General features: G+C 57.4%; 28 protein-coding genes and 2 pseudogenes. 9 read left to right on the forward strand and 21 right to left on the reverse strand.

Annotated features, from left to right (window positions below):
• The first annotated feature begins 57 nt into the window (after positions 1 to 57).
• Entirely contained in the window at positions 58 to 825 is a 768-nt protein-coding gene (locus N8E89_RS12930; protein ID WP_106667251.1) for a VOC family protein, read from the forward strand.
• A 48-nt stretch (positions 826 to 873) separates the two neighbouring features.
• Here the strand turns inward: N8E89_RS12930 and N8E89_RS12935 are convergent, their stop codons facing one another.
• Together N8E89_RS12935 and N8E89_RS12940 are read right to left on the reverse strand one after the other, a co-directional pair.
• Entirely contained in the window at positions 874 to 2,340 is a 1,467-nt protein-coding gene (locus tag N8E89_RS12935) for an AMP nucleosidase (protein ID WP_262261896.1), read from the reverse strand.
• A 90-nt stretch (positions 2,341 to 2,430) separates the two neighbouring features.
• Positions 2,431 to 2,595, reverse strand: coding sequence for a hypothetical protein (locus N8E89_RS12940; protein ID WP_162707201.1), 165 nt, complete (start codon positions 2,593 to 2,595; stop codon positions 2,431 to 2,433).
• A 197-nt stretch (positions 2,596 to 2,792) separates the two neighbouring features.
• Here N8E89_RS12940 and N8E89_RS12945 point away from each other — a divergent pair, with 197 nt between their 5' ends.
• Positions 2,793 to 3,494 (forward strand): glutathione S-transferase N-terminal domain-containing protein, encoded by a 702-nt coding sequence (locus N8E89_RS12945; protein ID WP_106667316.1) that lies wholly within the window; start codon positions 2,793 to 2,795, stop codon positions 3,492 to 3,494.
• Between the two features lie 49 nt (positions 3,495 to 3,543).
• Here N8E89_RS12945 and chrA read toward each other — a convergent pair whose 3' ends face one another.
• The 3 genes and pseudogenes from chrA to N8E89_RS12960 all read right to left on the reverse strand — a co-directional run bounded on the left by chrA (position 3,544) and on the right by N8E89_RS12960 (position 7,183).
• Positions 3,544 to 5,004, reverse strand: coding sequence for a chromate efflux transporter (chrA, locus tag N8E89_RS12950; RefSeq protein WP_410010306.1), 1,461 nt, complete (start codon positions 5,002 to 5,004; stop codon positions 3,544 to 3,546).
• A complete protein-coding gene (locus N8E89_RS12955) occupies positions 4,955 to 5,773 on the reverse strand; it encodes a chromate resistance protein ChrB domain-containing protein (RefSeq protein ID WP_106667254.1) in 819 nt (272 codons plus the stop codon). Before N8E89_RS12955 ends, chrA begins: the two co-directional genes overlap by 50 nt.
• Positions 5,774 to 6,797: 1,024 nt before the next feature.
• Positions 6,798 to 7,183 (reverse strand): annotated as a pseudogene (locus tag N8E89_RS12960) (GFA family protein).
• A gap of 189 nt (positions 7,184 to 7,372) precedes the next feature.
• On the opposite strand from N8E89_RS12960, the gene bla reads away from it, so the two are divergent.
• The gene (bla, locus tag N8E89_RS12965; protein ID WP_106667257.1) at positions 7,373 to 8,263 is read left to right on the forward strand and encodes a class A beta-lactamase; all 891 of its coding nucleotides are present in this window, start codon (positions 7,373 to 7,375) and stop codon (positions 8,261 to 8,263) included.
• A 257-nt stretch (positions 8,264 to 8,520) separates the two neighbouring features.
• On the opposite strand, the gene N8E89_RS12970 is transcribed toward bla, so the two are convergent.
• Together N8E89_RS12970 and N8E89_RS12975 are read right to left on the reverse strand one after the other, a co-directional pair.
• Positions 8,521 to 8,868 (reverse strand): DUF2147 domain-containing protein, encoded by a 348-nt coding sequence (locus N8E89_RS12970; protein ID WP_106667258.1) that lies wholly within the window; start codon positions 8,866 to 8,868, stop codon positions 8,521 to 8,523.
• Positions 8,801 to 9,121 carry a hypothetical protein gene (locus N8E89_RS12975; protein WP_162707202.1) on the reverse strand — a complete coding sequence of 107 codons (321 nt, stop codon included), beginning with the start codon at positions 9,119 to 9,121 and terminating at the stop codon, positions 8,801 to 8,803. Before N8E89_RS12975 ends, N8E89_RS12970 begins: the two co-directional genes overlap by 68 nt.
• 206 nt (positions 9,122 to 9,327) lie before the next feature.
• On the opposite strand from N8E89_RS12975, the gene N8E89_RS12980 reads away from it, so the two are divergent.
• Positions 9,328 to 9,594 (forward strand): SEL1-like repeat protein, encoded by a 267-nt coding sequence (locus N8E89_RS12980; protein ID WP_106667259.1) that lies wholly within the window; start codon positions 9,328 to 9,330, stop codon positions 9,592 to 9,594.
• A gap of 2 nt (positions 9,595 to 9,596) precedes the next feature.
• Here N8E89_RS12980 and N8E89_RS12985 read toward each other — a convergent pair whose 3' ends face one another.
• On the reverse strand, positions 9,597 to 10,469 hold the full coding sequence (locus N8E89_RS12985; protein ID WP_106667260.1) for a LysR family transcriptional regulator: 873 nt from the start codon (positions 10,467 to 10,469) through the stop codon (positions 9,597 to 9,599).
• Positions 10,470 to 10,576: 107 nt separating this feature from the next.
• Between N8E89_RS12985 and N8E89_RS12990 the strand changes: the two genes are divergently transcribed.
• A complete protein-coding gene (locus tag N8E89_RS12990; RefSeq protein WP_106667261.1) occupies positions 10,577 to 10,855 on the forward strand; it encodes a DUF1127 domain-containing protein in 279 nt (92 codons plus the stop codon).
• Positions 10,856 to 11,109: 254 nt separating this feature from the next.
• Positions 11,110 to 11,346, forward strand: coding sequence for a hypothetical protein (locus tag N8E89_RS12995; RefSeq protein WP_106667262.1), 237 nt, complete (start codon positions 11,110 to 11,112; stop codon positions 11,344 to 11,346).
• Between the two features lie 49 nt (positions 11,347 to 11,395).
• Here N8E89_RS12995 and N8E89_RS13000 read toward each other — a convergent pair whose 3' ends face one another.
• The 7 genes and pseudogenes from N8E89_RS13000 to N8E89_RS13030 form a co-directional block, all read right to left on the reverse strand.
• Positions 11,396 to 11,923 carry a Dps family protein gene (locus N8E89_RS13000; protein ID WP_106667263.1) on the reverse strand — a complete coding sequence of 176 codons (528 nt, stop codon included), beginning with the start codon at positions 11,921 to 11,923 and terminating at the stop codon, positions 11,396 to 11,398.
• Positions 11,924 to 12,021: 98 nt separating this feature from the next.
• On the reverse strand, positions 12,022 to 14,031 hold the full coding sequence (locus tag N8E89_RS13005) for an acetyl/propionyl/methylcrotonyl-CoA carboxylase subunit alpha (protein WP_262261897.1): 2,010 nt from the start codon (positions 14,029 to 14,031) through the stop codon (positions 12,022 to 12,024).
• 21 nt (positions 14,032 to 14,052) lie between these two features.
• Positions 14,053 to 15,659, reverse strand: a pseudogene (locus N8E89_RS13010) (carboxyl transferase domain-containing protein).
• Positions 15,660 to 15,667: 8 nt separating this feature from the next.
• Positions 15,668 to 16,072 carry a type II toxin-antitoxin system VapC family toxin gene (locus N8E89_RS13015; RefSeq protein ID WP_245449041.1) on the reverse strand — a complete coding sequence of 135 codons (405 nt, stop codon included), beginning with the start codon at positions 16,070 to 16,072 and terminating at the stop codon, positions 15,668 to 15,670.
• Positions 16,050 to 16,463, reverse strand: coding sequence for an AbrB/MazE/SpoVT family DNA-binding domain-containing protein (locus N8E89_RS13020; protein ID WP_106667266.1), 414 nt, complete (start codon positions 16,461 to 16,463; stop codon positions 16,050 to 16,052). The genes N8E89_RS13015 and N8E89_RS13020 overlap by 23 nt, the downstream gene beginning before the upstream one ends.
• A 97-nt stretch (positions 16,464 to 16,560) precedes the next feature.
• Positions 16,561 to 17,724 (reverse strand): isovaleryl-CoA dehydrogenase, encoded by a 1,164-nt coding sequence (locus tag N8E89_RS13025; protein WP_106667267.1) that lies wholly within the window; start codon positions 17,722 to 17,724, stop codon positions 16,561 to 16,563.
• Positions 17,690 to 18,346: a TetR/AcrR family transcriptional regulator gene (locus N8E89_RS13030; RefSeq protein ID WP_106667268.1), complete on the reverse strand. Its 657-nt coding sequence runs from the start codon at positions 18,344 to 18,346 to the stop codon at positions 17,690 to 17,692. The genes N8E89_RS13025 and N8E89_RS13030 overlap by 35 nt, the downstream gene beginning before the upstream one ends.
• 140 nt (positions 18,347 to 18,486) lie before the next feature.
• Here N8E89_RS13030 and N8E89_RS13035 point away from each other — a divergent pair, with 140 nt between their 5' ends.
• Both N8E89_RS13035 and N8E89_RS13040 read left to right on the forward strand, forming a co-directional pair.
• On the forward strand, positions 18,487 to 18,993 hold the full coding sequence (locus tag N8E89_RS13035) for a hypothetical protein (RefSeq protein WP_245449042.1): 507 nt from the start codon (positions 18,487 to 18,489) through the stop codon (positions 18,991 to 18,993).
• Positions 18,994 to 19,007: 14 nt separating this feature from the next.
• Positions 19,008 to 19,673 (forward strand): coiled-coil domain-containing protein, encoded by a 666-nt coding sequence (locus N8E89_RS13040; protein WP_106667269.1) that lies wholly within the window; start codon positions 19,008 to 19,010, stop codon positions 19,671 to 19,673.
• 6 nt (positions 19,674 to 19,679) lie between these two features.
• Here N8E89_RS13040 and N8E89_RS13045 read toward each other — a convergent pair whose 3' ends face one another.
• Genes N8E89_RS13045 through N8E89_RS13055 form a run of 3 tightly spaced genes read right to left on the reverse strand, consistent with a single transcriptional unit; the run spans position 19,680 to position 21,772 of the window.
• The gene (locus tag N8E89_RS13045; protein WP_410010307.1) at positions 19,680 to 20,045 is read right to left on the reverse strand and encodes a DUF423 domain-containing protein; all 366 of its coding nucleotides are present in this window, start codon (positions 20,043 to 20,045) and stop codon (positions 19,680 to 19,682) included.
• A 21-nt stretch (positions 20,046 to 20,066) separates the two neighbouring features.
• Positions 20,067 to 21,167 carry a pyridoxal phosphate-dependent aminotransferase gene (locus N8E89_RS13050; protein ID WP_106667319.1) on the reverse strand — a complete coding sequence of 367 codons (1,101 nt, stop codon included), beginning with the start codon at positions 21,165 to 21,167 and terminating at the stop codon, positions 20,067 to 20,069.
• Positions 21,168 to 21,217: 50 nt separating this feature from the next.
• On the reverse strand, positions 21,218 to 21,772 hold the full coding sequence (locus N8E89_RS13055) for a cytochrome b family protein (protein ID WP_262260121.1): 555 nt from the start codon (positions 21,770 to 21,772) through the stop codon (positions 21,218 to 21,220).
• Between the two features lie 505 nt (positions 21,773 to 22,277).
• On the opposite strand from N8E89_RS13055, the gene N8E89_RS13060 reads away from it, so the two are divergent.
• A complete protein-coding gene (locus N8E89_RS13060) occupies positions 22,278 to 22,787 on the forward strand; it encodes a DUF1236 domain-containing protein (RefSeq protein WP_245449043.1) in 510 nt (169 codons plus the stop codon).
• A 50-nt stretch (positions 22,788 to 22,837) separates the two neighbouring features.
• Here N8E89_RS13060 and N8E89_RS13065 read toward each other — a convergent pair whose 3' ends face one another.
• The 3 genes from N8E89_RS13065 to N8E89_RS13075 are packed head-to-tail and all read right to left on the reverse strand — an operon-like array spanning position 22,838 to position 26,047.
• Entirely contained in the window at positions 22,838 to 23,233 is a 396-nt protein-coding gene (locus tag N8E89_RS13065) for a RidA family protein (protein ID WP_106667273.1), read from the reverse strand.
• Positions 23,234 to 23,258: 25 nt separating this feature from the next.
• A complete protein-coding gene (locus N8E89_RS13070; RefSeq protein WP_106667274.1) occupies positions 23,259 to 24,887 on the reverse strand; it encodes an AMP-binding protein in 1,629 nt (542 codons plus the stop codon).
• Between the two features lie 2 nt (positions 24,888 to 24,889).
• Positions 24,890 to 26,047, reverse strand: coding sequence for an acyl-CoA dehydrogenase family protein (locus tag N8E89_RS13075; protein ID WP_106667275.1), 1,158 nt, complete (start codon positions 26,045 to 26,047; stop codon positions 24,890 to 24,892).
• Position 26,048 lies beyond the last annotated feature (1 nt).

Raw genomic sequence — 26,048 nt, forward strand, 5'->3', positions numbered from 1 at the left:
ACATTCAATCACGTGTGTTCGTTACAGTCCGGGTAATCATGAAAAGGAGGAGCCATCATGACCAATCGCGGCAATTTCATTTGGTATGAACTGATGAGCAGTGACGCGCAAGCGGCTGAAAGCTTTTATTCCAACGTGGTGGGTTGGGGCACGCAGGACTCCGGCGTTCCGAACATGAAATATACCTTGCTGACGGTTGATAGTAAGCCTGTCGCCGGGATGATGACCACACCCGAAGGCTGCAATACCGGCGTGGAGTCGATGTGGTCGGGCTATGTCATGGTCGATGATGTCGATCAGTACGCGAAACGCGTCAAAGATGCCGGGGGCAAAGTGTCCGTCGAACCGCAGGATATTCCCAATGTGGGCCGGTTTTCCGTCGTGGCCGATCCGCAAGGCGCGCCGTTCACCTTGTTCAAGCCCTCCATGGACGAACGCGGTGATTTCCCCACCCCTCCGACTGCCGGTACGATTGGCTGGCACGAATTGATGACCAGTGATTGGAAGAGCGCGTTCGAATTCTACTCTGGCCTGTTTGGCTGGACCAAAGGCGATGCGATGGACATGGGCCCGATGGGAACCTATCAGATTGTCGAGCGTGACGGCCAGATGTTCGGCGCGATGATGAACGATCCGGAGCCCGGGGCGTCACCAGTCTGGCGCTATTATATCTGTGTGGATGATATTACGTCCGCTGAAAGCCGGCTTAAAGCCAAGGGCGGGCAAGTGCTCTTTGGTCCAGAGGAAGTGCCGGGCGGACAGTGGATATTGCACGCCAAGGATCCGCAGGGTGTCTTTTTCGCCCTGGTTGGCAATCGCGCATGATCCGTATCTGCTAACGAGACAGTTACAGCCTCGGTATGAGGCTGTGACTCATTGGAACGCCATCTCGAAAAAGCTGCGCAATTTGCGCGAGTGCAGCTTTTCGGGTGGCATTTCAGCCAGTTTCTCCAGCGCCCGGATACCAATCTTCAGGTGCTGCGCTACCTGGCGCTTGTAGAATTCCGTCGCCATGCCCGGCAGCTTCAATTCCCCGTGCAGGGGCTTGTCGGAAACACAAAGCAGCGTTCCGTAAGGTACGCGAAAGCGGAACCCGTTGGCGGCAATGGTCGCCGACTCCATGTCGAGCGCGATGGCACGCGATTGCGAGAGCCGCTTTACTGGTCCGCGCTGATCGCGCAATTCCCAGTTGCGGTTGTCGATTGTCGCGACCGTGCCCGTGCGCATGATACGCTTCAGGTCATAGCCTTCGAGCCCGGTAATCTCCGCCACGGCCTGCTCGAGCGCCACCTGCACTTCGGCCAGCGCCGGTATCGGCACCCAGACTGGCAGGTCATCGTCAAGCACGTGATCCTCGCGCACATAGGCATGGGCGAGCACATAATCGCCAAGAGCCTGCGTATTGCGCAGCCCGGCGCAGTGCCCGAGCATCAGCCATGCATGCGGCCGCAGCACGGCAATATGGTCGGTGATCGTCTTGGCGTTGGAAGGACCCACGCCGATGTTGACCATGGTGATGCCGGAGCCATCGCTGCGTACAAGATGGTAGGCCGGCATTTGTGGCAGCCGGCCCAAGGGTACGCCTGAGGACGGCCCTTCACCGCCGGCTTCCGTCACCAGGTTGCCCGGTTCAATGAATCGCTCATAGCCGCCGCCGCCCGCGGCCATCAGTTTGCGGGCGAGGGCACAGAACTCGTCGATGTAGAACTGATAGTTGGTAAAGAGCACATAGTTCTGGAAATGCATCGGGCGTGTCGCCGTATAGTGCGAGAGCCGGTGCAGTGAATAATCGACGCGCTGTGCGGTAAAGGGCGACAACGGCATGATGCTGTCGATGTCGTCGGTCTCATATTCCCCATTGACGATCCGGTCGTCGGTGGCCGCGAGGTCCGGCACATCGAACAGATCGCGCAAGGGACGTGTAAATGCGTCCGCGACGGAGGATTCCACGTGGGTGCCTTCAAGGAAGGCGAAGTGGATAGGGATTGGCGTCGTCGATTCCTGAACCGTCACCGGATGGCCATGGTTGCGGATCAGCAGGCGTATCTGTTCTTCGAGATAATGGTCGAACAGGTCAGGCCGCGTGATCGTCGCTGAATATTGGCCGGGCGATGATACATGGCCAAACGCCAGGCGCGAATCGATTTGCGCATAGCTTGATGTGGAAAGCCGCACCTCTGGATAGAAGGCGCGAAAATGCATGGTGTCCCTGGCCTCGCCCTTGGCCACTTTGTCGAATGCATCGCGCAAGAACTGCGTATTGCGCTCATAAAGCGCACTCAATGCTTCGACAGCAGCTTTCGCGTCTGTAAATTCTTCGGGCTCAACATGGCGCGGCATGCTGATGGTGACAGGTTTCTTGGTTCCGATCTCGCTTGTCCATCTTCCCAATATAGTGACATCACGTGACACTTGAAAAGGAGACAAAGCTCAAACTCTTTGCAGCGCGACGAGCAGAACGAGGCCGATGCCTCCGTTGGAGGGCGAGCGGCTCTCATAGCTTGCGGCAAATGCTACGACCGGACCTACGAGAATGGCCGAGAAAATAAGCGCCCGCAGGAATAGCAGGGATAGATTTGTTGCCGTTCGTACCATGACCCCCTCGCTTTCCTTGCCAGAGATTTGTTCTGTTCTGTTGCTGGGACACTAGATGCGGCGGGCTGAACGAAAGCTGAGGTACCCGTTCATCCAGCGTTCAACAAGAATTGGGAATTCCGAACCCGAACCTTGAGATCGGCATGCGGAGACCTATGTTCAGCCGTGATATCCCCCAAGATTTCATGGAGACGCTCATGACGACCCAGACAAAGCCGATCGAACTTCACTACTGGCCAACGCCCAATGGCTGGAAAATTTCCATCATGCTGGAGGAACTTGGCGTTCCCTATGAGTTGAAGCTGGTCAATATCGGCAGGGGCGAACAGTTTGAGCCATCATTCCTGAAGATCGCTCCCAATAATCGCATGCCCGCCATCGTCGATCCGGAAGGTCCGGATGGACAGCCGATTTCGGTATTCGAATCCGGTGCGATCCTGCAATATCTTGGCCGGAAGTTCGGCAAATTCTATCCGCAGGATGAGCGCACGCGCGTTCAGGTCGAGGAATGGCTGTTCTGGCAGGTCGGCGGCTTGGGGCCGATGGCCGGTCAGGCCCATCATTTCCGCCAATATGCGCCGGAGAAGATCGAATATGGCATCAACCGCTACACCAATGAGGTCAACCGTCTCTACGGTGTGATGAACCGCCGCCTCGAGAGTCTCGAATATCTGGCCGGTCGTTATTCCATCGCTGACATGGCTTCCTATGGCTGGGTGATTTCCCATGCCAATCAGGGGCAGGATCTGAGTGATTTCCCCAATCTGAAGCGCTGGTTTGAAGCCATTGGCGCACGCCCTGCCGTTCAGCGCGGCGTGGAGGTCGGCAAGGCGGAACGCATCAATCTCGCCAATGACGAAGAAGCCAAGAGGATCCTCTTCGGCCAGCGGGCGCGCTGAGATTCGGAATGCTTGAAACTCGTGCGCAAAGTTACTGCGCACGAGGCCTTTACGCCAATCCGATCCCCATGTGCCAGACAATGCCGGCGAGGGATGCAGCCAGCAACACCGGGATCATGCCGGCCTTGAACCAGAAGATGGCGACGACGGCGGCAAGCGTCAGCAGGAACGATGGCAGGTTGATCGAGGACAGGACCGGAATATCCAGCGTAATCCCATATGCTTGCCAACGGATGACCTCACCAAATATCACGTGGAGAGCGAACCATACCGCGAGGTTCATGATCACCCCGACGACTGCCGCGGTGATTGCCGACATTGCACCCGTCAGGGCCCGGTTGTTGCGAAGACCCTCGATGAAGGGCGCACCGAGGAATATCCAAAGGAAGCACGGCATGAAGGTAACCCAGGTCGTCAGGATGGAGGCAAGCGCCGCTGCCATCAATGGGGACAGCGTTCCAGGATCGCGAAATGCCCCCATGAAACCGACGAACTGCACCACCATGATCAAGGGGCCGGGTGTCGTCTCCGCCATGCCAAGCCCGTCGAGCATTTCACCAGGCTGCAGCCATCCGTAGTTCTGGACGGCTTGCTGTGCCACGTAGGAAAGCACGGCATAGGCGCCGCCGAACGTCACCATTGCCATCTTGCTGAAGAAGATGCCGATCTGGCTGAACACGCTGTCCGGTCCCATGGTGACGACGATTGCTGCGACAGGGGCCAGCCAAAGCAAGAGGAAGATCGCCGATACTTTCAGCGACCAGGTGAGGTTGGGCCGCGCATGGGCCGGCGCTGCTTCGCCGAGCGCCGAGTCCCGATCGGCGAGCCCGGCGCCCGCATTGCCATGGCCGCCGCCTACCTGGAACAGGGGTGAACCCGCTTTCCCGCCCGCATACCCAATGATGGCCGCCGTCAAGATGATTAGCGGAAACGGCATATGGAAAGCGAAGATGGCAAGGAAAGCCGACACGGCTATGAGCACCATGATTTTGTTCTTGAGTGCGCGCTTGCCGATTCTTGCGACCGCTTGCAGAACGACCGCTAGAACGGCAGCTTTCAGCCCGAAAAACAAACCCTCTACGACCCCGACATTTCCGAAAATGACATAGAGATAGCTGAGGGCAAGGATCGAAAGGAAGCCCGGAAGCACGAACAGGGCCCCCGCGACGAGGCCGCCCTTTGTCTTGTGCAGGAGCCATCCGATATAGATGGCCAGCTGCTGTGCCTCCGGCCCCGGGAGCAGCATGCAATAGTTCAGCGCATGCAGGAACCTGTTCTCGCCGATCCAGCGTTTCTCGTCGACAAGGATGCGGTGCATGACCGCGATCTGCCCGGCCGGGCCGCCGAAACTCAGCGAGGCGATGCGCACCCAGACGCCCACGGCCTCGCCAAAGGAAATCCCGTGACCATCGCGGACTACAGGCGCTTCTGCGACTTCGTTGCTCGCAATATCGGACACGTTACGCTCCGGGCTTTCGATTGGGCCAGTTGTGTGTCTCGTCCGTAGCATCGCGGCACCATCGGTAGAATGCGTCATACAGCGTCAGGCCGGCTTCGAGTTGTTCGAGATCGTCCGCGAACATGCGTGACAGGCCGAGAGACGCCGCAAGCAATCCGGGCGCTTCGGGGGCGAGGTCGGGCCGGGCGGTGTCCGCGCCGCGCACGATGGTGGCAAGCCTCGACAGCGGTTCGCTGGTCAGGCCGAATTCTTCGATCATCACGTCGAATGTACAGAGTTCGTCCCGATGGCTCCAGAATACATCCTCGATATCGAAGGGTGCGGCATTGAACCGGTCTGCCACTGCTTCCACCTCCGCAGGCGTCACGTACAGGAAGACCGCATCCGGATCGACGAAGCGGCGGATCAGCCAAGGACAGGCAATCCTGTCGATTTTCGGCCGTGCACGGGTCACCCAGACCGTTCGTCCCTTCTGATCCAGCGCAGGCAGGCGCGACACCGGGACCGCGGGAAGACCCGCCGTGATCCAGGTTTCATAACCTCCGCCGAGCGTTTCCGCAGGCACGCCATTGTAACGCAGCAGGGCCGCCGTTCCCTCGCTCAGTTTCTTGCCTTGCTGGCAGATGATGACTGCCCGCTTGCCCGCAAGCTCATGAACCCAGGATCCGGCGTCCCTGTGGGAGCGCCTGCGCGAGCCGGGAATCAAGCGCTGATCCAAGGCAAAATCCTCGTCGATGCGAACATCGATGAGTACGGGGCTGCTCGGGGTTCCGATCAACCGTGCCAATTTGTCGTGAGAAATAGTCGTGGTCGAAGACATTTCGCGTCCCTCCGTCAATTCGGTTTTTCTGGACGCGATACTTGGGCATGACGCCTCGTGGGGAGATCGCAATCCCCATGAGCATAAGATTGGCATGAAAAGGAATTATGTCAAGCAAACCGTCATCGTGGATTTTCCGGATTTTGATCCAATGCCGGTATTGCCATGCGGAAATCGACGGTACCCCGGTCAACTCGCCGTATGGAACCGCAACCACCGACTCCCGGCCGCAAGGCGTCCGGAGGTCAACTTGCAAACCCGTTGAGACGTCTGGAGCGGTTGCACTCAAATTCTGCCGGAAAGAACCCGGTGCAAGGTCAAGGGATTTGGCAAGGTCGATGCCCTTCCATCTTCCTGGCCGAAGCCGGATGGATTTGGCCCGAGTTTCACCCTGCCCACTGAATTGTCCGCAATTCTGCGAAATGCGGATATTTCGGCCAGCCAGCTTGTCGGTTGGCCAGGCAACCAACGGCAGGATTTCCGGCTGGCGGCCGACCACTTTGCCGGGCGGGTTTGGACGATGGAAAGGCATCGGCCTCGCCACCTTCCGCGTGCCTTGTCTCGCCATTCGGGAAACAGAACTGAATGAATAGGAGTGCAAACCACTCCAGTAAAAAAGGGCAGCCATGGTGGGAATTCCATGACTGCCTGTTTTTTTGCCCATAACCAGCGAAGGATCTGTTCGGGCCATTTGGTCCTGCATTTGCCTGGCCAAGGCAATAGAGGTCTCGGCCAATTCTCAGGAAAGAAAAACAATTGGGCGTTTTCCATTCCTGACCCCCCGGGAACGACATGTCAGGCTTTGCATGCAGGGAGGGTACGCACACAAACGACTGGTTTACCTCAAGTACGCAACATCGGCAGGATAAAAGCTTTCAATATTTCGGCATTTCAAAAAATGAGTTCACGCTGAAAGCCAAAACATAGGGGAAAGTGCCAGTTCTCGCAATTAGACCTTAGTCTAATCGATTGAATTTACGTTTTCGCGATCCGTTTGCACGGTTGGGTAAATCCGCTTGAGCATCTATAAATGCCGAACTTCGGCCGGTCTGTTCTCCCAATGATCATGCCTCCCATCCTGATATTCGACCGGAGCCGCAAGCAACGCCTCGGGTGTCAGGTCATCCAGGCAGGCTAGATTGATCGCGTAGAATACGCCCGTATCCTCCATCTCCCCGCGGCCAAACGGCTTGACGCCGCATGTTTGGCAAAAGAAATGAGCGATGGTTCTTCCACCGAACCGGTATTCGATCAGTTGATTCGCAGTGCTTCGCCGCCAATGAAGGCTTTCCAAAAGCGGCCCTTTGTACACGATGAACAGTTGCACTTGCTTGTGCCTTGATCGAGGTCAATATCCGCCTCGAATTTGATAGCACCGCAATGACAACTGCCGTGATAGGTCTTGTTCACGCGCTCCTCCAACTTTGAATAACCAATCAGTTAAATAACTAATTAGTTAAATACGTGTTCCGCTCGACCACGTCAAGTTGTCGTGATGATCCTTTTCGGTCACAAATTTTCCTTGGAAATCGCCACTTCCGCTATCAGCCTGAGCCAGCGAGAATCCTCGCTGTTCGATCCTGGAGATGGAGATGAGAAATGGGTGGTCACATCACGCGCCGCGAAGCACTGATTGGATCGGTGCTCGCTATACCGGCGCTATCACTGCGGATCAAATCAACGCAGGCCGCACCACCGGGCAGGGTGGATCTCGCTGCCGCCTTCAAGACATTGGAGGAGAAAACCGGTGCGCGCCTTGGAGTCTCGGCACACGATACCGGCAGGGATAGCCGCATCGAGTATCGTGAGAATGAGCGCTTTGCCATGTGTAGCACGTTCAAGTTTCTCGCCTCAGCGGCGGTTTTGGCGCGCGTCGATCAGAGGCAGGAACAGTTGGATCGAATGATCCTGATCAAGAAGAGTGATCTCGTTGCCTATTCGCCGGTGACGGAAAAATACGTCGGCAAGCCAATGTCCATCGAGGCGATTTGCGAGGCCGCCGTCACCTTGAGCGATAACACAGCCGGCAATCTCATGCTTGATACGCTTGGCGGGCCAAAGGGGCTGACGAAATATGCACGCAGTCTCGGAGACGCAACGTTCCGCCTTGACAGGTGGGAAACCGAGCTCAATGAAGCAAAGCCCAGCGACGCGCGCGATACAATCACGCCGGCGGCAATCCTGAAGGATATGCAGAAGACGGTGCTTGGCGACGCGCTGTCCAAGTCATCGCGTGATCAACTCGTGGAATGGCTGCTTGGCAATAAGACCGGCGATAAGCGTTTGCGCGCAGGGCTGCCAAAGGATTGGAGCGTCGGCGACAGGACAGGTACCAGCGATAGCGGCATGGCCAACGATCTCGCCGTGATATGGCCTCCGGACCGCAAACCCATTCTCCTTGCAGTCTATCTCTACGACCCGAAGGGCACGGCCGACAGCCGCAATACCATTCATAAGAAGGTCGCGGCACTGGTGGCGGAGAACATCTGAACCGCGCTGGACGGGCCTCTCGCACTTTGTGCCCGGCTTTATTCAACGTTGCGTTAGTTGCAGCCCCTTCTCACCCTGGAATTGAAAAGAACCGGACAGGCTGGCATGTCTTGTTCCGGGTTCTATTCATCTTCTAGGAAAGAGGGACGGGCGAAAGCCCGTTCCTCGCTCCAGAAATATAGCAGCTTTCGATCCATTTCCAAGTGCGATGTGCCTTAGCCTTTAGCCTGGGCAACCTCAGTCGAAGCTGAAATCCGCTATTGCCGCGTCAGGCTCTCGCTCTTGCAGATCAGTCCGCCCATCACGCAGCCGGACAATGATAGCGTGCTGCCGCTGACGCTTGCCTTGCCATTATAGGTCTTGCCCTCGTCGAGCTTGTTGACCTTGCCCTTGTAGGTCCCGTCCTTGCCCGACATGGAGCCGATGGATTTACCCTTGTATTCGCCGGTTAGCACGGTGCCGCAGTACATATCGCTGCCACACGATGAATATTGAATGATTGTGCCGTTTGGCCGCTTCCATGAACCGACGATCGGTTCATCCGCCAGGGCAGGGCCGGCCAAAAGGACAAAGCCAGCGCAGGCCAGCAGCAATTTGCGTTTCATACTTTTCCTCCCGAATGTGCGGCGATCTCTCCTCGATCATCGCCCAAGACTTACGCAAACGTAAACGTAAATCAAAAAATGCTGGATTGAAAGAGGGATTGCCGATGGAATCGGCGGCATGCACAGCACTGATCCAGCTGATATCCAAACTGCGATACCGGATACGAACCTGTTCTTTGGTTATCAAAGAATTGACATGCTGCCTGCGCATTTTACGCGAATTTGCGCCAAATGCCCGCAATTGCTGGAGCATTATATTTAATGAATTCCGAAGTTTACGAGTTGTTTTTGTTTTGTTTGGTTCCAGTTAATCATGCCCCTTAACAGCAATTTCAAGCCTCTGCGTCATTCTCGAAAGCATCGAAAGAGCACGCCAAAACAAACAATCCGGCGGTTCTCAGAAGTCTAACAGGGCTTTTCGTTGGTAACGGAATTTGGTTCAACAAGGGGTTTGGTACAATGGCACGCTTTGATCTTCAGCATATCGATTCCGGTCATGCCGGCGGCTCGGCACAGACGGACATTCTCTTCGAAATGGGCATCATGTACGCGACCGGCCGGGATTGTGCGGTCGATCTCGTGGCAGCGCACAAGTGGTTCAATATCGCTGCAATCAAGGGTAGCGACCGGGCGGCCGAGCTGCGGGCCGAGCTCGCACAATCCATGTCGAAGTCTGATCTTGCAACTGCCCTGCGCGAAGCGCGCGAGTGGATGACGTCGCACTGATTTCAGATCATATCCGCGCCAATGGGTTGAAATGCGTCGCGGATCACTTTGGCCATGCCGTCGATGGCGGCACTCTTCATGCGCGGATTGCGCCTCAGCACAACGTTTGATGAATCAATCAACGGAAATCCGTCGGCCTCGGTCAAGGCGCGGCAGCCAGGTGGAATATTGCTGCGGGCCAGTGGCGCAATTGCCAGGCCCGAAACCGCTGCGATCTTGAGCCCGCCGCTCGTATCGCAGCTATAGGCAACACGGTAATCGATCCTGCTGTTCTCCAGCGACCCGATTGCAAATTTTTTGCACCAGCTCGATCGCTCGTAGATCGCAATAGGAATGGGCGTGTTTTCATGCACGCAATGGATTTCCGATGTCACCCACACCGTGGGGTCGACAAACAGGACCTCACCGCTTGTTGGCTGTTCCCAATCAAAGATCACGGCGAGATCGAGCTCGTCAGCATCCAGCGCTGCAAGCTGTGCGGCCGAATAGCCGCATTTCACGGTTACTTCAACTTGCGGATGCTGGTTGGCAAAGGCTGCCAGCGCACGCGGCAGAACCGTATAGCCATATTCCTCCGGAATACCGATGCGAACCGGTCCGCCCAGTGGTTTGGCCCTGATCGCAGCCGCCGTTTCATCCAGCAGACCGACGATCCTGTTGGCATTGACAAGCAACACCTTGCCCTGCGCCGTAAGCGTAACGCCGCGAGATCCACGCTCGAACAGGCTCTCTCCCAAGGTTTCCTCAAGCCGCTTGATCTGGATACTGACGGCCGATTGCGTACGGCCGACCTTCTCAGCAGCGCGTGTCACATTGCCCGTGGCTGCCACGGCAAGAAAAGTTCGAAGCAGGTCACTGTCGAGCGGGATGTTCATGGCGGCATTCAATAAAAATTTCGAATGGCAGGCATAATTTCTATTTGTTTGATCTATGTCAACATTTGGCAAAGCATCGAGGGTGATCCCACTCTGGAGGCGCCATCATGTCTATCGTTCCTGTTCTGACGAAATTCCTGCAGGCCTGGCGGACCGCCGGACAAGAGCGGGAGGTGCTGCTGGCACTTTTGAACAAACACGACGATCATCTGCTGCGGGACGCGGGTATGACAAGGCAAGAGGTCATCAATATCGTTTGCGGGTATCACTTAAGATCGCTGCTACCCCGGCTGCATCCCATTGGTGGCCGGTTCGGCATTGTCGATACAACCAGCGGTAATGAAGTGACGAAGTTTGTTAAAAAGCCGGCGAGCTTGATGGATTGATCTGCTTCGCCCAACGTTACCGGGTGTCAATATGCCATTTGAGCGCTTGGCTGGCATACGATTGTAATTCAATTCAAATTTTAATGAATATGCCGAAGGAACTGAGCTTGTCCTCACGAAGGGTTTGGCCCGAACGTCAAACCCGTACACTACCGACGGAATAAAACCGTGGGTTGTAACATTGCTGTGCTTTATCCATTTTCTGGGTTTGCGGACAGGGGGATATCCGTTAAGTAACAAACTAATGAAATCGCATGATTCTTGATGAAAACGGGAAAACGATGCTGGACGATCTTGAAGAATTGTTGTCGAGATTAACGGACGCTCAAAAGCAGCTGGTACTATTGTCTGCGAAGACGAAAGCATTTCCGGACAATAATACATTGCAAAAAATTGCCACTCTGTCTCTCAACATTTCCGCTGTAGAAGCGGCGATCACAGACGCGCAAGGCCTCGCTCAGAAATCCAGAATGGCCAAGGACAACGACTGAACTCCAGCCGCCTGGAGTTCAGTTTGCGTCGACGGCAGGAGTTGACTGATCAGACGCCGGCCGGCCCTGTGCGGGTGGCTTCGAAGAGGAACCAGTGGCGGCGCTCTGACTCATCGATGTAGTTTTCGAGTATGCTGGCCGTCGCGCTGTCGCGATATTCATCGCACAGGTCGTGCACTTGGCGCAGATAGCCGATAAACCTCTTTGTGTCGTCGCGAAGCTCGGCAAGCATGTCTTCCGGCGTAACGAAATTTGCATCATTGTCCGGGATGCGCTGCTGTGCCGAGATTTGGCCAATTGACTTCAATGTCGTACCGCCAATCTTGCGGACCCGTTCGGCCAGTACGTCGGTCATGGCAAAGATCTGCGCAGCCTGCTCGTCGAGCAGCAAGTGGAAATCGCGGAAATGCGGTCCGCTCATATGCCAGTGGAAATTCTTCGTCTTCATGTAAAGCGCGAAAGTGTCGGCAAGCAGCGCATTGGCTGCTGCCGCTATATCGCGTGTTGCTTTTTCCCCGAGGTCGGTAGGTGTGGCAGTCGGTGCACGCTTGATGGTCTGCAGGGATTTTGAGGCCATGGGTCGATCTCCTCGATTTTGAACGGGAACTCTTCGACTTCGGCGCTCGGGAGGACGAGCGCAGTTAAACCTAGCACGACCTTACTGGCATTTCCGCTTCAATTCTTTGTTGAGTCGACCGCCGCCGCTTCCTCGAAGCGCACCAGCGGGGATTTCTCCTTCACCTGCGAGCCTTCCGATGCGATTTCGGCGATCTTGCCGTCATGCGGAGCGGAGATGCTATGTTCCATTTTCATGGCCTCCAGCACCAGCAATATCTGGCCTTTCTTGACAACATCGCCCGCCGCGACACGCACTGACTTCACCAGGCCCGGCATCGGTGCGGTGAGCCGGTCGCCCGCATTCCCTGCTGCTTCGGCGAGGAGGAATGGGTCGGCTACTGCGAATGTTGTGGCAGCCCCCTTGGACAGCACGGCAATGCCATTCGGTATCGCCACAGTTTTGGCTCTGAGATTGATGCCCTTCGCGGTGAGATGCCAGCACGCCGGCTCATGCCGCACGCGCAACTCGATGCTCGTCTCCGGGCCGGTGATGGCATAGCGTTCGTCACCGAGAACAGAAACGCCATAGCGAACCGTGTGGCCGGCTTCTTCCAGAACAACCGGATAGGCGAGGGTGCTATTGTGACTGTACCCGCGCAAGGTGGTCCATGGATCGCCCAGAACTGCTCTTTTCAGCAGGCCGCTGGCATAGAGGATGGCCAGCTCCTTGGCGCCTGCTTCTACCGCGACAGGAACGGTGAGCCTGACAAGATCCCTGTCTATCAGCCCCGTATCGACGTCGCCTGCTGCAAAGCCTTCGTGGCGGATCAATGCCGCAAGGAAGGGCGCGTTCGTGGTGGTTCCCGCAATTTCCGTCTCGGTGAGGGCATTTTCCATTGCTGTCAGTGCAGCTGTGCGATCGGCGCCATGCACCACCAGCTTGGCGATCATCGGATCGTAGTAGGGAGAGATCGTATCGCCAGCCCGGACACCGGTCTCCGTACGGACCGACCCGTCCCTTACCGACGCTGGAAACGCCAGATGATGCAGCGTGCCGATGGCCGGCAGGAAGCTTTTCGCCGGGTCTTCCGCGTAAAGCCGCGCCTCGATCGCATGGCCGTTCAACGGGATCTGCTTCTGGGTCAGGGGCAGTTTCTCGCCCGCCGCAACGCGCAATTGCCACTCAACGAGATCGAGGCCGGTGATCATCTCGGTGACAGGATGTTCGACCTGCAGCCGCGTGTTCATCTCCATGAACCAGAACCGGTCCGGCTTCAGCCCCTCTGTGGCATCGACGATGAATTCGATCGTCCCGGCGCCGGAATAGTTGATGGCATGCGCCGCCTTCACGGCCGCACCCGTCATTGCCGCCCGCACTTCCGCGGTAATGCCAGGGGCAGGGGCCTCCTCGATGACCTTCTGGTGACGGCGCTGCAACGAGCAATCACGCTCGTAGAGGTGCACTACATTGCCATGATTATCGCCAAACACCTGGACTTCGATATGCCGTGGCTTGGCGATGTATTTTTCCACCAGCACGCGGTCATCGCCAAAGGCACTCTTCGCCTCGCGCCTCGCGCTGCCCAATGCTTCAGCGAACTCGTGCGGATCATCGACCTTACGCATGCCTTTGCCGCCGCCGCCCGCCCGCGCCTTGATGAGGACCGGATAACCGATCTCGCGCGCCTTCGAGGCAAGCACCACCAGTTCTTGCGCCTCGCCATGATAACCGGGGACGACCGGCACACCGGCCTTTTCCATAAGCCGTTTCGCCGCGTCCTTCAGGCCCATCGCCCGGATCGAATCCGCGCTAGGTCCGATGAAGACCAAACCCGCTTTTACCACAGCGTCGACAAAACCCGGATTTTCCGAAAGGAAGCCGTAGCCCGGGTGAATGGCTTCGGCCCCGGTCTTGAGCGCCGCCGCGATGATATGGTCGGCACGCAGATAGCTGTCGGTGACGGGCGCTGGGCCGATATTGACCGCTTCATCGGCCATGGCGACGTGCAGGGCGTGTGCGTCAGCGTCGGAATAGACGGCGACCGTTCCGATGCCCATTTTCTGCGCCGTGCGAATGACCCGGCAGGCGATTTCACCACGATTGGCAACAAGGATTCTGGAGAACATTTTTGTCATGACTTTCGCCCCTTACATCCTGAACGTGCCAAAGCGTGTTTCCTCTGCCGGTGCGTTCAGCGCCGCGGAAAGGAAAGCGCCAGCACCTCGCGGGTTTTGGCAGGGTCGATAATGCCATCGTCCCAAAGTCGCGCCGAGGAATAGAGCGGGTGACCCTCCCGTTCATATTTTTCGAGGATCGGTGCACGGAAGGCCGCTTCCTCTGCAGCGGACCACTCACCACCCTTGCGCTCGATGCCTTCACGCTTGACCAGCGCCAGAACGGTTGCCGCCTGCTCGCCGCCCATGACGGAGATACGCGCATTCGGCCACATCCACAGGAAGCGTGGCGAAAATGCTCTGCCGCACATGCCATAATTGCCCGCGCCGAATGAGCCGCCGACGATCATCGTCACTTTCGGCACCCGCGCCGTGGCAACGGCGGTAACGAGCTTTGCGCCATCCTTGGCAATGCCGCGCGCCTCATAGGAGCGTCCGACCATGAACCCGGTGATGTTCTGGAGGAAGACCAGCGGAATGCCGCGCTGAGTGCACAGTTCAATGAAATGTGTGCCCTTCAGTGCGCTCTCGGAAAACAGTACGCCATTGTTGGCGATGATGCCGACCGGCATGCCGTAGAGATGGGCGAAGCCCGTCACCAGTGTCGTGCCGTAGTTCTGCTTGAACTCGTCGAACTCCGAACCGTCGGCGATACGGGCGATCAGTTCGCGCACGTCGTAAGGCTGGCGCAAATCGGTCGGCACGATGCCGTAAAGCTCATGTGGATCGTAAAGCGGCGGAATCACTTTGCGAAGATCGAGCCCTATCTCTTTCTTTCGATTCAGGTTTGCGACGATGCGCCGGGCGATGGCCAGCGCATGGGCATCGTCGATCGCATAGTGATCGGCAACGCCTGATCTGCGCGTGTGCACTTCCGCGCCGCCCAGATCCTCCGCCGTTACCTCTTCGCCGGTCGCCGCTTTTACCAGCGGAGGACCGGCGAGAAAGATCGTCGCCTGACCCTTCACCATGATCGTTTCTTCCGACATGGCAGGCACATAGGCGCCGCCTGCCGTGCAGGATCCCATGACGACGGCGATCTGCGGAATGCCCGCTGCCGACATGTTCGCCTGATTGTAGAAGATGCGGCCGAAGTGCTCGCGATCGGGAAACACCTCGTCCTGGTTTGGCAGGTTCGCTCCGCCGGAATCCACCAGATAGAGGCAGGGCAGGTTGTTCTGCAGCGCAATCTCCTGAGCGCGCAGATGCTTCTTCACAGTGAGCGGATAATAGGTGCCGCCTTTCACCGTTGCATCGTTGATCACGACCATCACTTCCTTGCCGGAAACCCGGCCGATCCCGGCTATCAACCCGGCGGAGGAAATATTGTCGTCATACATGCCCCAGGCGGCGAACTGCCCGATTTCCAGGAAAGGCGAGCCAGCGTCGAGCAATTGCGCCAGCCGGTCACGGGGAAGGAGCTTGCCGCGCGACGTATGGCGCTCCCGTGCCTCGTCTGTGCCGCCCTTGATCACCAGCGCCGCCTTGGCCTCGATATCGCTGACAAGCGCCCGCATCCGCTCCGTGTTGGCGGTGAAGGTCTCGGACGTGGTGCTGATCTGGGACGTGAGGATGGTCATGCGGTCTCCTAGCGGATCACTTCAATTTTGCAGCCGACATCGAGATCGGCCCAGGCGCGGTCGGTCGTGATAACGGTGGCATTTTCACGTATGGCGAGGGCAAGACAGGCGCGATCTCCAAGCGAGAGGCCTTTGTGCCGCGTTGCAGACCGCAATCCTGCGGCAATGCGCGCGAGATCCTCATCATGATCGGCAAACGCAATGCTGTATGCTTTTATGACATCGTCTGCAAATTCAGGTGAAAGCCTTCTATCCACACATCGGGTCATGATTTCTGTCAAATTGACCATCGAACAGAGACCATTGCCGATCAATTCCATCGCGCGTGTTGCACCGGGTTCCTTGAAAAGGATTGCAAGAATGGCTGAGGAGTCCACCACCGGGCTCAACTCAATTTCGTGGCTCTTTGCCACGCTCCTTTTCTTTGGCTATCTCGCGAGCTTCTCGTTCCAGCCTGTCGAAACGAGCATCCACGGCACGTTGTTCGGCCAGTCTGTCAGCAATGAATTCATCGACAACATTCTCACCGGGTTTTTTAAGCTTCGTTGCTATGGCCTGGACACGTTTAACGGCCATCGTTGCCGAAACCACATGTAATACGCCATCAACGACACGCAGTGCCACACCCTCACCGGGCGAAAGCTCCATAAGTTTGCGCAGTTCCGCTGGAATGACGAGGCGTCCGCCTTCGCCGACAGTAGCGCTCAACGTCCTGGATGATGAGGAGGAGCGAGCGCTAAGGGTCGAATAATCAAACGGCTGCGCTTCCTCTTCAAAACCTTTCGCTTCTTTATCCGAATTCATTTGAAGACCTCATTTCGAATGACGAAAGCATATTTTGCCAATTTATATGACTAATGGCAATTATGCCAAAGTATGGCATAAATTCACATTTGTGCCATCAAGCACTCTCCGCAAACATCTCCCGTCCGATCAGCATGCGCCGTATTTCGCTCGTCCCCGCGCCGATTTCGTAGAGCTTGGCGTCACGTAAGAGCCGCCCGGTCGGGTAGTCATTGATATAACCATTTCCGCCCAGCGCCTGAATCGCTTCAAGCGCGCACCATGTCGCCTTTTCGGCAGCATAGAGGATGCAGCCGGCGGCATCCTTTCGGGTGGTTTCACCGCGATCACAGGCCGAAGCCACCGCGTAGACATAGGCACGCGATGCGTTCATGGTGGTGTACATGTCGGCAAGCTTGCCCTGCATCAGCTGGAATTCGCCAATAGACTGGCCGAATTGCTTGCGCTCATGCACATAGGGAACGACCACGTCGAGGCAGGCGGCCATGATGCCGATTGGTCCGGCGGCAAGCACGACGCGCTCGTAATCCAGCCCCGACATCAGGATCTTGACGCCCTTGCCCTCTTCACCAAGGACGTTTTCGAACGGCACCTCGCAGTCCTCGAACACCAGTTCGCAGGTGTTGGATCCGCGCATGCCGAGCTTGTCGAGCTTTTGCGCCGTCGAGAAACCCTTGAATTCCTTCTCGATCAAAAATGCCGTCATGCCGCGCGAGCCGAGCGCGGGGTCGGTCTTGGCATAAACGACCAGCGTGCTGGCGTCCGGACCATTGGTGATCCACATCTTGTTGCCGTTGAGAATAAAGCGGTCGTTCTTCTTGTCGGCACGCAGCTTCATCGACACGACGTCGGAGCCTGCGCCCGGCTCGGACATCGCGAGCGCGCCGACGTGTTCGCCCGCGCACAGCTTCGGCAGATATCGTGCCTTCTGCTCATCCGTGCCCCAGCGGTTGATCTGGTTGACGCAGAGATTGGAGTGCGCGCCGTATGAGAGGCCGATTGATGCCGATGCGCGGGAGATTTCCTCCATCGCCACCGCATGGGCAAGGTAGCCAAGTCCCGAGCCGCCGAAATCCGGGTCTGCGGTCATGCCGAGAAGGCCGAGCGCACCCATCTCCTGCCACAAATGCATGGGGAATTGGTTATTCTGATCGGTTTGCGCGGCAAGCGGTGCAATCCGATCCTGCGCGAACCGTTGCACGGTATCGCGGAGCGCTTCGATCTCTTCAGAAAGTCCGAATTTTAGGCCCGACTGATACATTCCGTCCTCCCGTTCTAGTTGTCGCGATGTTCTTGGCGCCAACAAGGCGCAGTCCCATCTGCACGTATTTTTCTGCAATTTCTGCGACAGTAAGCCTGTCGTCCGCGCGGAACCAGAGATTTACGCCAGTGGTCATTGCGATGATGGCACGCGTTGTCAGCGCTATGTCATCGATGACGAATTCCCGTGCATCAAGACCATCGTCCAGGATCTCACGCAGCCCGTTCTCGTAGCGCGAGCGCAGTTCGACGATAAAGGCCCGGTTTTCCGGGCTAAGGCTGCGCAGCTCCATATTGCCGATATGCACGTCATCGCGTCGTTCCACATGGTATCGGATGTGAAACCTGATGAAAGCGGACAGCCGTTCCAGCGGCGTATGGGCTTTGCGGCTCTCATATTCCCATGCACCAAGCAGGCGATCCATGTGATCGTGCATTAGGGAAAACAGCAGTTCCTGCTTGTTGGGATAGTAACGGTAAAAGGCGGCGGACTGCACGCCTACCTCATCGGCAAGCTGGCGCATCGTCATTGCTTCATAGCCGATTTTTGCAATCAGGCGCTTTGCCGCCGCGTCGATTGCGCTGCGTGTTTTTTCACCATCTGATCCTGTCGTGCGTGCCATGCCCGGGTTAATAAAACGAACGTTCAATTAATTCAAGGGGGCCTTCGCTCATAGACGAAGGTAGGCATGGAAGAGGGGTTTGAATGGATGTAGGATCAAGGAATTACAGCCGTTTCATCATTCATTTCAGAGTTGATTTCATGAGCGAAAGACGAATTTTCCGCCAGACGATTGCTATATTCGCAGCCGCCTTGCTGCCACTGATGCTGGTTGGTCCAGCCACCGCACTGAGCATGAAAGAGTGCAGTGTGAAGTACAAAGCGGCGCAGGATGCCGGGCAGGCGGAAGGCGTCTCGTGGAGCGATTTCCGCAAGACGCAATGCACCGTTGCTGCCCAAGCCCCCACTAGACCCGAGGCCACGGAAAAGCCCGAGGCCACGGAAAAGCCCCAAGCCTCGGAAAAGCAGCCGGAAAAAACAGCAAAGAAGGCCGAACCTGCGACAACACCTGTGTCCGGAAAGACGACTTTTCCATCGTCGATCGCCGCAAAATTCTCGGCCGAGAAACCTGCCAAAGCCCGCATGCACACCTGTCTTGAGCAATATCGCACCAACAAGGTCGGCGGTACGCTTGGCGGTATGCGCTGGATCGAGAAGGGCGGCGGTTACTACAAGCTTTGCAATGACAAATTGAAGGGTGACGGCTGAGGAGCCCTCTGGCTATGGCTCAAAAGCTCACGCGGGTACAAAGCTTGAAATCGGGTGATGGTGATGGCACATTCGATGCCATGGAACACAGGGTCGCATTCCTGGAAAAATCGTTTGAGAAGATGGATGGCAAGCTTGACATCCTCGTCCGGGAATTTTCGCGCTTTAGAGAGGATGTTTCGAAAGAATTTTCCCAGTCGCGCCTGGAGTTTGCCCAGTTGAGGGCCGACGTTTCCAGCGAGTTTTCGCAAGTAAGAATGGAAACATCCAAGCTGGGAACTGACGTTGCCAACGACATCTCGAAGCTGAGAGCTGACGTCTCCAATGACATCTCGAAACTGAGAATGGATGTTTCCAATAACATTTCGAAGCTGAGAACGGACGTTTCCGACGATATCTCGAAGCTGAGAATGGACGTGTCCGAGAATACTACAAAATTGAGAGAGGACGTTTCATTTTTGAAGGGCCAGATCGAGCGAACAGCAACAGCGGAAGCGTTGGGTCGCCTTGCAGGTCAAGTTAGCACGCTTCCCTCGGGCGAATCTTTTGGCGAACTCAAAGGCCGCGTGCAGAGCCTGCCGACGACAGCAAAGCTTGCCAGCCTTCTGGCTATCGCCGTCGGGGTGATTGCGATCATCAACAAATGGCCTGGTGTCGTCGGAGTGATCTTCGGCTGGTGACGCCGATCATGCCTGTTTCCTGAAATCCAGCGCTCGAAACGCTGTCGCAGCCACGACGACCCATCCGAGAATGAGCAGTGATCCGCCGAGCGGTGCGGCGAAAGCGAACAGCCGGTCGCCGGCATAATCGCGCGACGCCAGATCGCCGATGAAGAACAGCAAGCCGAGCACGAGAACAAGCCCGCCAAAATGCGCGGCCCGGTTGATCCTGGCCAGGATCGACAGCGCCAGAAAAGCCGGGGCGTGGATGAAGAGGATCGGCGCGATCGTGGCCATATGACCATCCGGGCTGTGGGCAGCTGCCGCATAGGCTGCGATGCCGGCCGCCCCGAACAGACCGCCGAAGCCGGCGAAAACGCGATTAATCTCCAAATTGATCTCCATAGGATGTGCCTACTTCACGGCGGCGAGCGCTTGCGGAAGCTGCTGTTCGAAATAATCGAGTTCATCATCCAGACCGACGCTGACCCGGATACAGCGATCCAGCACCGGCGCCATCGGCTTGCGCACGAAGACATCCCGGTCAATCAGGGCATTGAGCACGGCCAGGGCGTATGGCCCGTCGCGCCCGCAATCGATCGTGACAAAGTTGGTGGCGGATGGGATAGCCTGGAGACCGTTGCCGGCGGCGATCTGCGCGATACGCTCGCGACCGGCGATAATCCGGGCAATAACATGCTTCAGGTAAGCCTGATCCTTGAGCGCTGCCAGCGCTGCAATTTGCGTCAGCTTGTTCATGCCGAAATGATTGCGGATCTTGTCGAAGGCGCCGATCTGCTTTTCTGCGCCGATGGCATAGCCGCAGCGCATTCCGGCGAGCCCGTAGGCTTTGGAAAAAGTGCGCATGCGCAAAACGTTGGACCGTGAAATATCCACCGGCGGCAGGGCCGACCCTGGCGCGGTTTCGCCATAGGCCTCGTCGAGAATGAGCATGGTGCTCGCGGGCAGCGCATCGATAAAGCGCTCGATCTCCGCCGCCTCCCACCATGTCCCCATCGGATTGTCCGGATTGGAGAAGTAGACAAGCGGCGCCTGTTCGCGTTTCACCGCCGCGAGCAGGCCTTCGAGGTCTTCGCGGTCGTCGCGGTAGGGCACCGTCACCAGCCGCCCGCCAAACCCTGCAACGTGAAAATTGAAGGTGGGATAAGCGCCGAGAGAGGTGACGACCGGCGTGCCCTCTTGCACATATTGGCGCACGGCGAGCCCGAGCAGTGTGTCGACACCTTCGCCAACAATGACATTGGTAGGCGCAATGCCGAGATGCGCGGCCAGTGCCCGCTTCAGATCGAAGTTCTCCGGATCGGCATATTTCCAGGCTTCGGCAGCGCTTTCCTGTATGGCGGCGATAACCGAGGGTGCCGGGCCGAAGCCGTTTTCATTGGCGCCAAGTCTTGCGCGGAAGGGCCGGTTTCGCTTGCGCTCCAGCGCTTCGGGTCCGACAAAGGGTACGGTCGAGGGCAGGGAGTCGATCAGGGGAGTCAATTGCGGTTCCATCTGCCCAGCGATATCAGTTTTTGCGCCTATGAAAAGCAAAACTTCGGTCTCTATTTTGCCGATGCCGGATTGAGTTTCCCGCTTTCCCGCTTTGTCATGGATTTTATGCCAATCCACAATGCCGGAGCCAAAGCCACGCCCAGGACCCACCACATTGGCCGTAACGAATAGCTGAACGAGAGATTGGCGAAAAGCACGCGCGCCGGCGGGATTTTGGTTGCCAGCGCAAACCACGCATATTCGATGAGCGCCGTGCCCAGCGCCGCAAGGATGGCAATGCCGATCAGCGCCCAAACCGATGTGAGCTTGAAATCGCGCGCATGCGCCGAACGGTAGAGCAGCAGCGTTACAAGGAACCCTGCCATCAGCGTCGCCTCGGTCACGTCCGCCTTGGACTGCATGAAGAAGTGCAGGACGCCGAGCGCAGCCAGCGGATAGGCGAGCCTGTGCAGTCTGTTCCAGTTCTTGCCCATGCGGCGGATCATGGCGTCGGTCGATGTCGCGCCGAGCGCCGCCAGACCCAGCAGTGTGATGAAGCCGATCAGCAGATAGACGCGCAGCCATATCTCGCTGACGAACACGCCACAGGTTGAAATTCTGGTCAACGATATAGAGCGAGAAATGCAGCGCGGCATAGGCAAGCGCTGTCAGGCCGAGAATACGCCGGATCAGGACAAGCTTTGACCAGCGTGTAATGTTGCGAAGCGGGGTCACGGCCAGTGAAATCAGGAAGAAACGAATCGCCCAGTCACCGGTTTCATGGATTGCCTGTGTGATCGGTCGCGGTCCAAGAATATTGGACTTGTAGCCGCGACGATCATCAACAGCGGTATGAATGCTGCGATGAGAGCCGCAACCTTCATGGCTGACAATTTGCCGGCGCGGTCGTTCCACGGATACTTCATCACATCACTCGTTTGTCCTGCTCATACAGCACCTTACGGACACAGCTGGCCGCTGCTTTCAACACAACAAGCTGTGAAATCGCGTGTTTTCGTGTGTCAGCCCGCCGTATAATGTGCGTTTTGCCTGCTCTTTTGCCCGGAACCAATCGTCTGCCACCGGGTTTCGCTTCCATTGGGGACGCAATAGAAGCAACAGAGAGGCAAGATGATGAATAAGGTTCTCACACTGACCGCGGCAGCGTTTATCGCCACTTCCGGGCTGGCGTTCGCGCAGGATAGCGTCGTTATCGAAGTACCTCAAAGTGCCAGGGATTATGTTATCGCGCACCCCGCTGATCCGGTCGTGATTGAAGACGAACTATCGCAGGGCTATGTCGTTCCGCAGAACATAGTGGTTCGGCCGATTCCAGAAAGCCCGGGCTATGGCTATATCTACGTGGATGGCCGTCCCGTGATCGTGTCCATGCAGAATCGCCGGGTCGTTTATCTTACGGATACTTACGGAGATGTACCGGGCGAGGTGATTACTTACGTGGAACGGAATCCCGTCGATACGATCATAATCGATGGTCCTGTTGCTACCGGAACAGTGATCCCCGAGAACGTGCCTCTGGTCGCTGTTCCCGATCAGCCCCGTTATTCCTATGTCTATGTCGACGATGGCCGGCCTGCGCTGGTCGACAATGGAACACGCCGGGTTGTCTGGGTCCGTTAGGTATCCATGAGTGGAAATTGACCGCCCAAGGGCGGTCGATTTCGCCGCGTTCAGCTTCGGACAACAGCCGTTGCCTCGATTTCGACCAGTGCACGATCTTCCAGCAGAGCCACGACCTGCACCAGCGTCATTGCCGGATAGTGGCGGCCAAATACACGGCGGTAGGCTTCACCCAGCCGCCTTTGCTCGGCGACATAAGTCTTCTTGTCAGTGATATACCAGGTCAAGCGCACGATATCGGCCGGCTCGGCGCCGGCACTCGCCAGCACATCGGTGATATTGCGCATGGCTTGTTCGGCCTGTTCGACAAAATCATCCGTTTCGAATTGCTGATCCTTGGTCCAGCCGATCTGGCCGCCGACGAACAGCGTCTTGCCTTCGCCGATCACGCCGTTCGAGTAACCCTTCGCCGCTGGCCATCCCTGCGGCTGCACAATCTCTACCATGCTGTTTTTCCTGCCTTCGTAGTCTCTAATGCTGGTTGGCGCGTCGCAATTGGAAACGCTGTATCTTTCCTGTTGCCGTCTTCGGCAGAGCGTCGACGAATTTGATCGAGCGCGGATATTTGTACGGCGCGATCACCTGTTTGACGTGATCTTGCAACCGCTTGACCGTTGCCTCGTCGGCCGCAATACCGGCGCAGAGCACGATATGCGCCTGAACGATCTGGCCGCGGGCGTCGTCGGGCGCGCCGATCACCGCACATTCGCTTACCTCCGGATGCGCCAGCAAAGCTGCTTCGACCTCGGGGCCGGCAATGTTGTACCCCGACGAAATGATCATGTCGTCGGAACGCGCGGCGAAATGGAAATAGCCAGCCTCATCCTGGACAAACGTGTCCCCGGTCAGGTTCCATCCGTCGCGAACATATTTCTTCTGGCGCTCATCCGCCATGTAGCGGCAACCGGTCGGCCCACGCACGGCAAGCTTGCCGATCTCGCCGCGCGGCACTTCGCGCATGTCGTCATCGACGACAATCGCTTCATAACCGGTAACCGGTTTGCCGGTTCGTCCGGGGCCGGAATCGTCAAGCCGGTTGCTGATGAAGATGTGCAGCATTTCCGTCGAACCAATGCCGTCGAGCAGCGGTTTCCCGGTCTTCGCCATCCAGGCTTCATAGATGGGGGCTGGCAGCGTCTCCCCCGCCGAGACGGCAACGCGCAGAGATGAAAGATCCGCGCCCTCATTCATCGCTTGCAGCATGACACGATAGGCTGTCGGTGCGGTAAAGCTGACCGTTGCCTTATAAGTCTCGATGATTTCGATCATCTTCGGCGGCGTCGCCTGTTCGAGCAGAGTGGCCGCTGCCCCGAACCGCAGCGGAAAGATCGCGAGACCGCCGAGCCCGAAGGTGAAGGCGAGGGGCGGCGAGCCAACGAAAATATCGTCCGGCTGCACGTTCAATACCTCCTTGGCATAGGCGTCGGCAATCATCAGCAGATCGCGATGGAAATGCATGGTGGCCTTGGGTTCGCCTGTGGTGCCGGAGGTAAATCCGAGCAGCGCAACATCATCGCGGCCGGTTTTGACCGCCTCGAAACGCACGGGTTTGTCGAGCGCGATCCGGTCGAGTTCCGCATCGTGGTTGGCTGTGCCGTCGAAGCCGACGACGCGTTTCAGGAACCGGCTTTCCTTGGCGCACGCCACCATGTCTTCCATGATCCGCGTATCGCAGAGCGCGAGACTGACTTCGGCTTTGTCGACGATCTGGGCAAGTTCGCCGGCGCGCAACATTGGCATGGTATTGACCACCACGGCGCCAACCTTCGTCGCCGCCAGCCAGCAGGCAACCATCGCAGGATTGTTGGCGGATCGGATCAGGATGCGGTTGCCGGGTTCGACGCCGTAGTGCTCGATCAACGCGTGGGCGATACGGTTGGTCCAGTCCGTCAGCTCCTTGTAGGTGCGGCGGCGGCCGTTGCCGATCAGTGCCGTGTTATCACCGAAACCCTTGTTGACCATGCCATCGGTCAACTCCACGGCAGCGTTCAACCATTCCGGGTACTGGAAATTATCCATCAGAAATTCGGGCCAGTCTTCGGCCGGCGGAAGATTATCCCTGGTGAAGTGATCCGTATGCGCTGTCGGTCCCAATGTCATGTCTATCCCCTTGCAAGTTCATGCCTTGCGATGATTATTTTTTGTACGTCCGATGCGCCCTCGTAGATGCGCAATGCCCTGATTTCCCGGTAAAGCCGTTCGACGATATTGCCCTTGCGCACGCCGTCCCCGCCATGAATCTGCACGGCCTTGTCGATGACATTCTGAGCGTGATCGGTCGCATGGAGTTTGGCCATGGCTGCCTCGCGGCTCACCCGTTCGGCGCCGCTGTCTTTCAGCCATGCGGCGCGATAGACGAGGAGGGCGGCTGCATCGATATCGAGCGCCATATCGGCAATATGGCCCTGCACCATCTGCAGATCGGCCATGGGTGCACCGAAGAGATGGCGGCCATTGGCGCGGGCAATGGACTCATCGAGCGCGCGGCGGGCAAAGCCGAGCGCCGCAGCCGCGACGGTGGACCGGAAGACGTCGAGGACCGACATGGCGATGCGAAAGCCCTGACCCGGCGCGCCGATGAGGGCCGAAGCGGGAACGCGGCAATTCTCAAAGACAAGTCGCGCCAGCGGGTGCGGGGCGATCGTCTCCAGCCGCTCGGCGATTACCAGGCCTTTTGCACCGGCGGGAACGACGAAGGCGGAAATGCCCTTGGCGCCAGCGCCTTCGCCGGTGCGGGCGAACACCGTATAGACGTCGGCAATGCCTCCGTTCGAAATCCAGGTCTTCTCGCCATTAAGCACATAGCCGTCGGCATCCAGGATGGCCGAGAGTTCGATATTGGCTACGTCGGACCCGGATTGCGGTTCGCTCAGGGCAAAAGCGGAAATCGCTTCGCCGGCGCGGGTCCTGTGCAGCCAGGTCTGCTTGTGCGCTTCCGATCCGAATAGCGACAGCGCGCCGGTACCGAGCCCCTGCATGGCAAAAGCAAAATCGGCGAGTCCGTCATGCCGCGCCAGCGTTTCGCGAATAACGCAGAGGCTGCGGACGTCGAGCCTGCTGGCGGCATTTTCAGGATCAATCGCGGTATGATGCAGAAATTTGGCAGCGCCAAGCTCCTTCACCAATGCGCGGCAGGCCTCATCGACGTTCTCGTGATCGATGCCGTTGAGATTGTCTCCGGCCCATTTTTCAATGCTGTCGGCCAGTTCGCGGTGGCGGTCGTCAAAAAACGGCCAGGACAGAAAAGTCCGGTCACCCATC

This window comes from Phyllobacterium sp. A18/5-2, from assembly GCF_025452215.1.
In the GTDB taxonomy this organism is placed as follows: domain Bacteria; phylum Pseudomonadota; class Alphaproteobacteria; order Rhizobiales; family Rhizobiaceae; genus Phyllobacterium; species Phyllobacterium sophorae.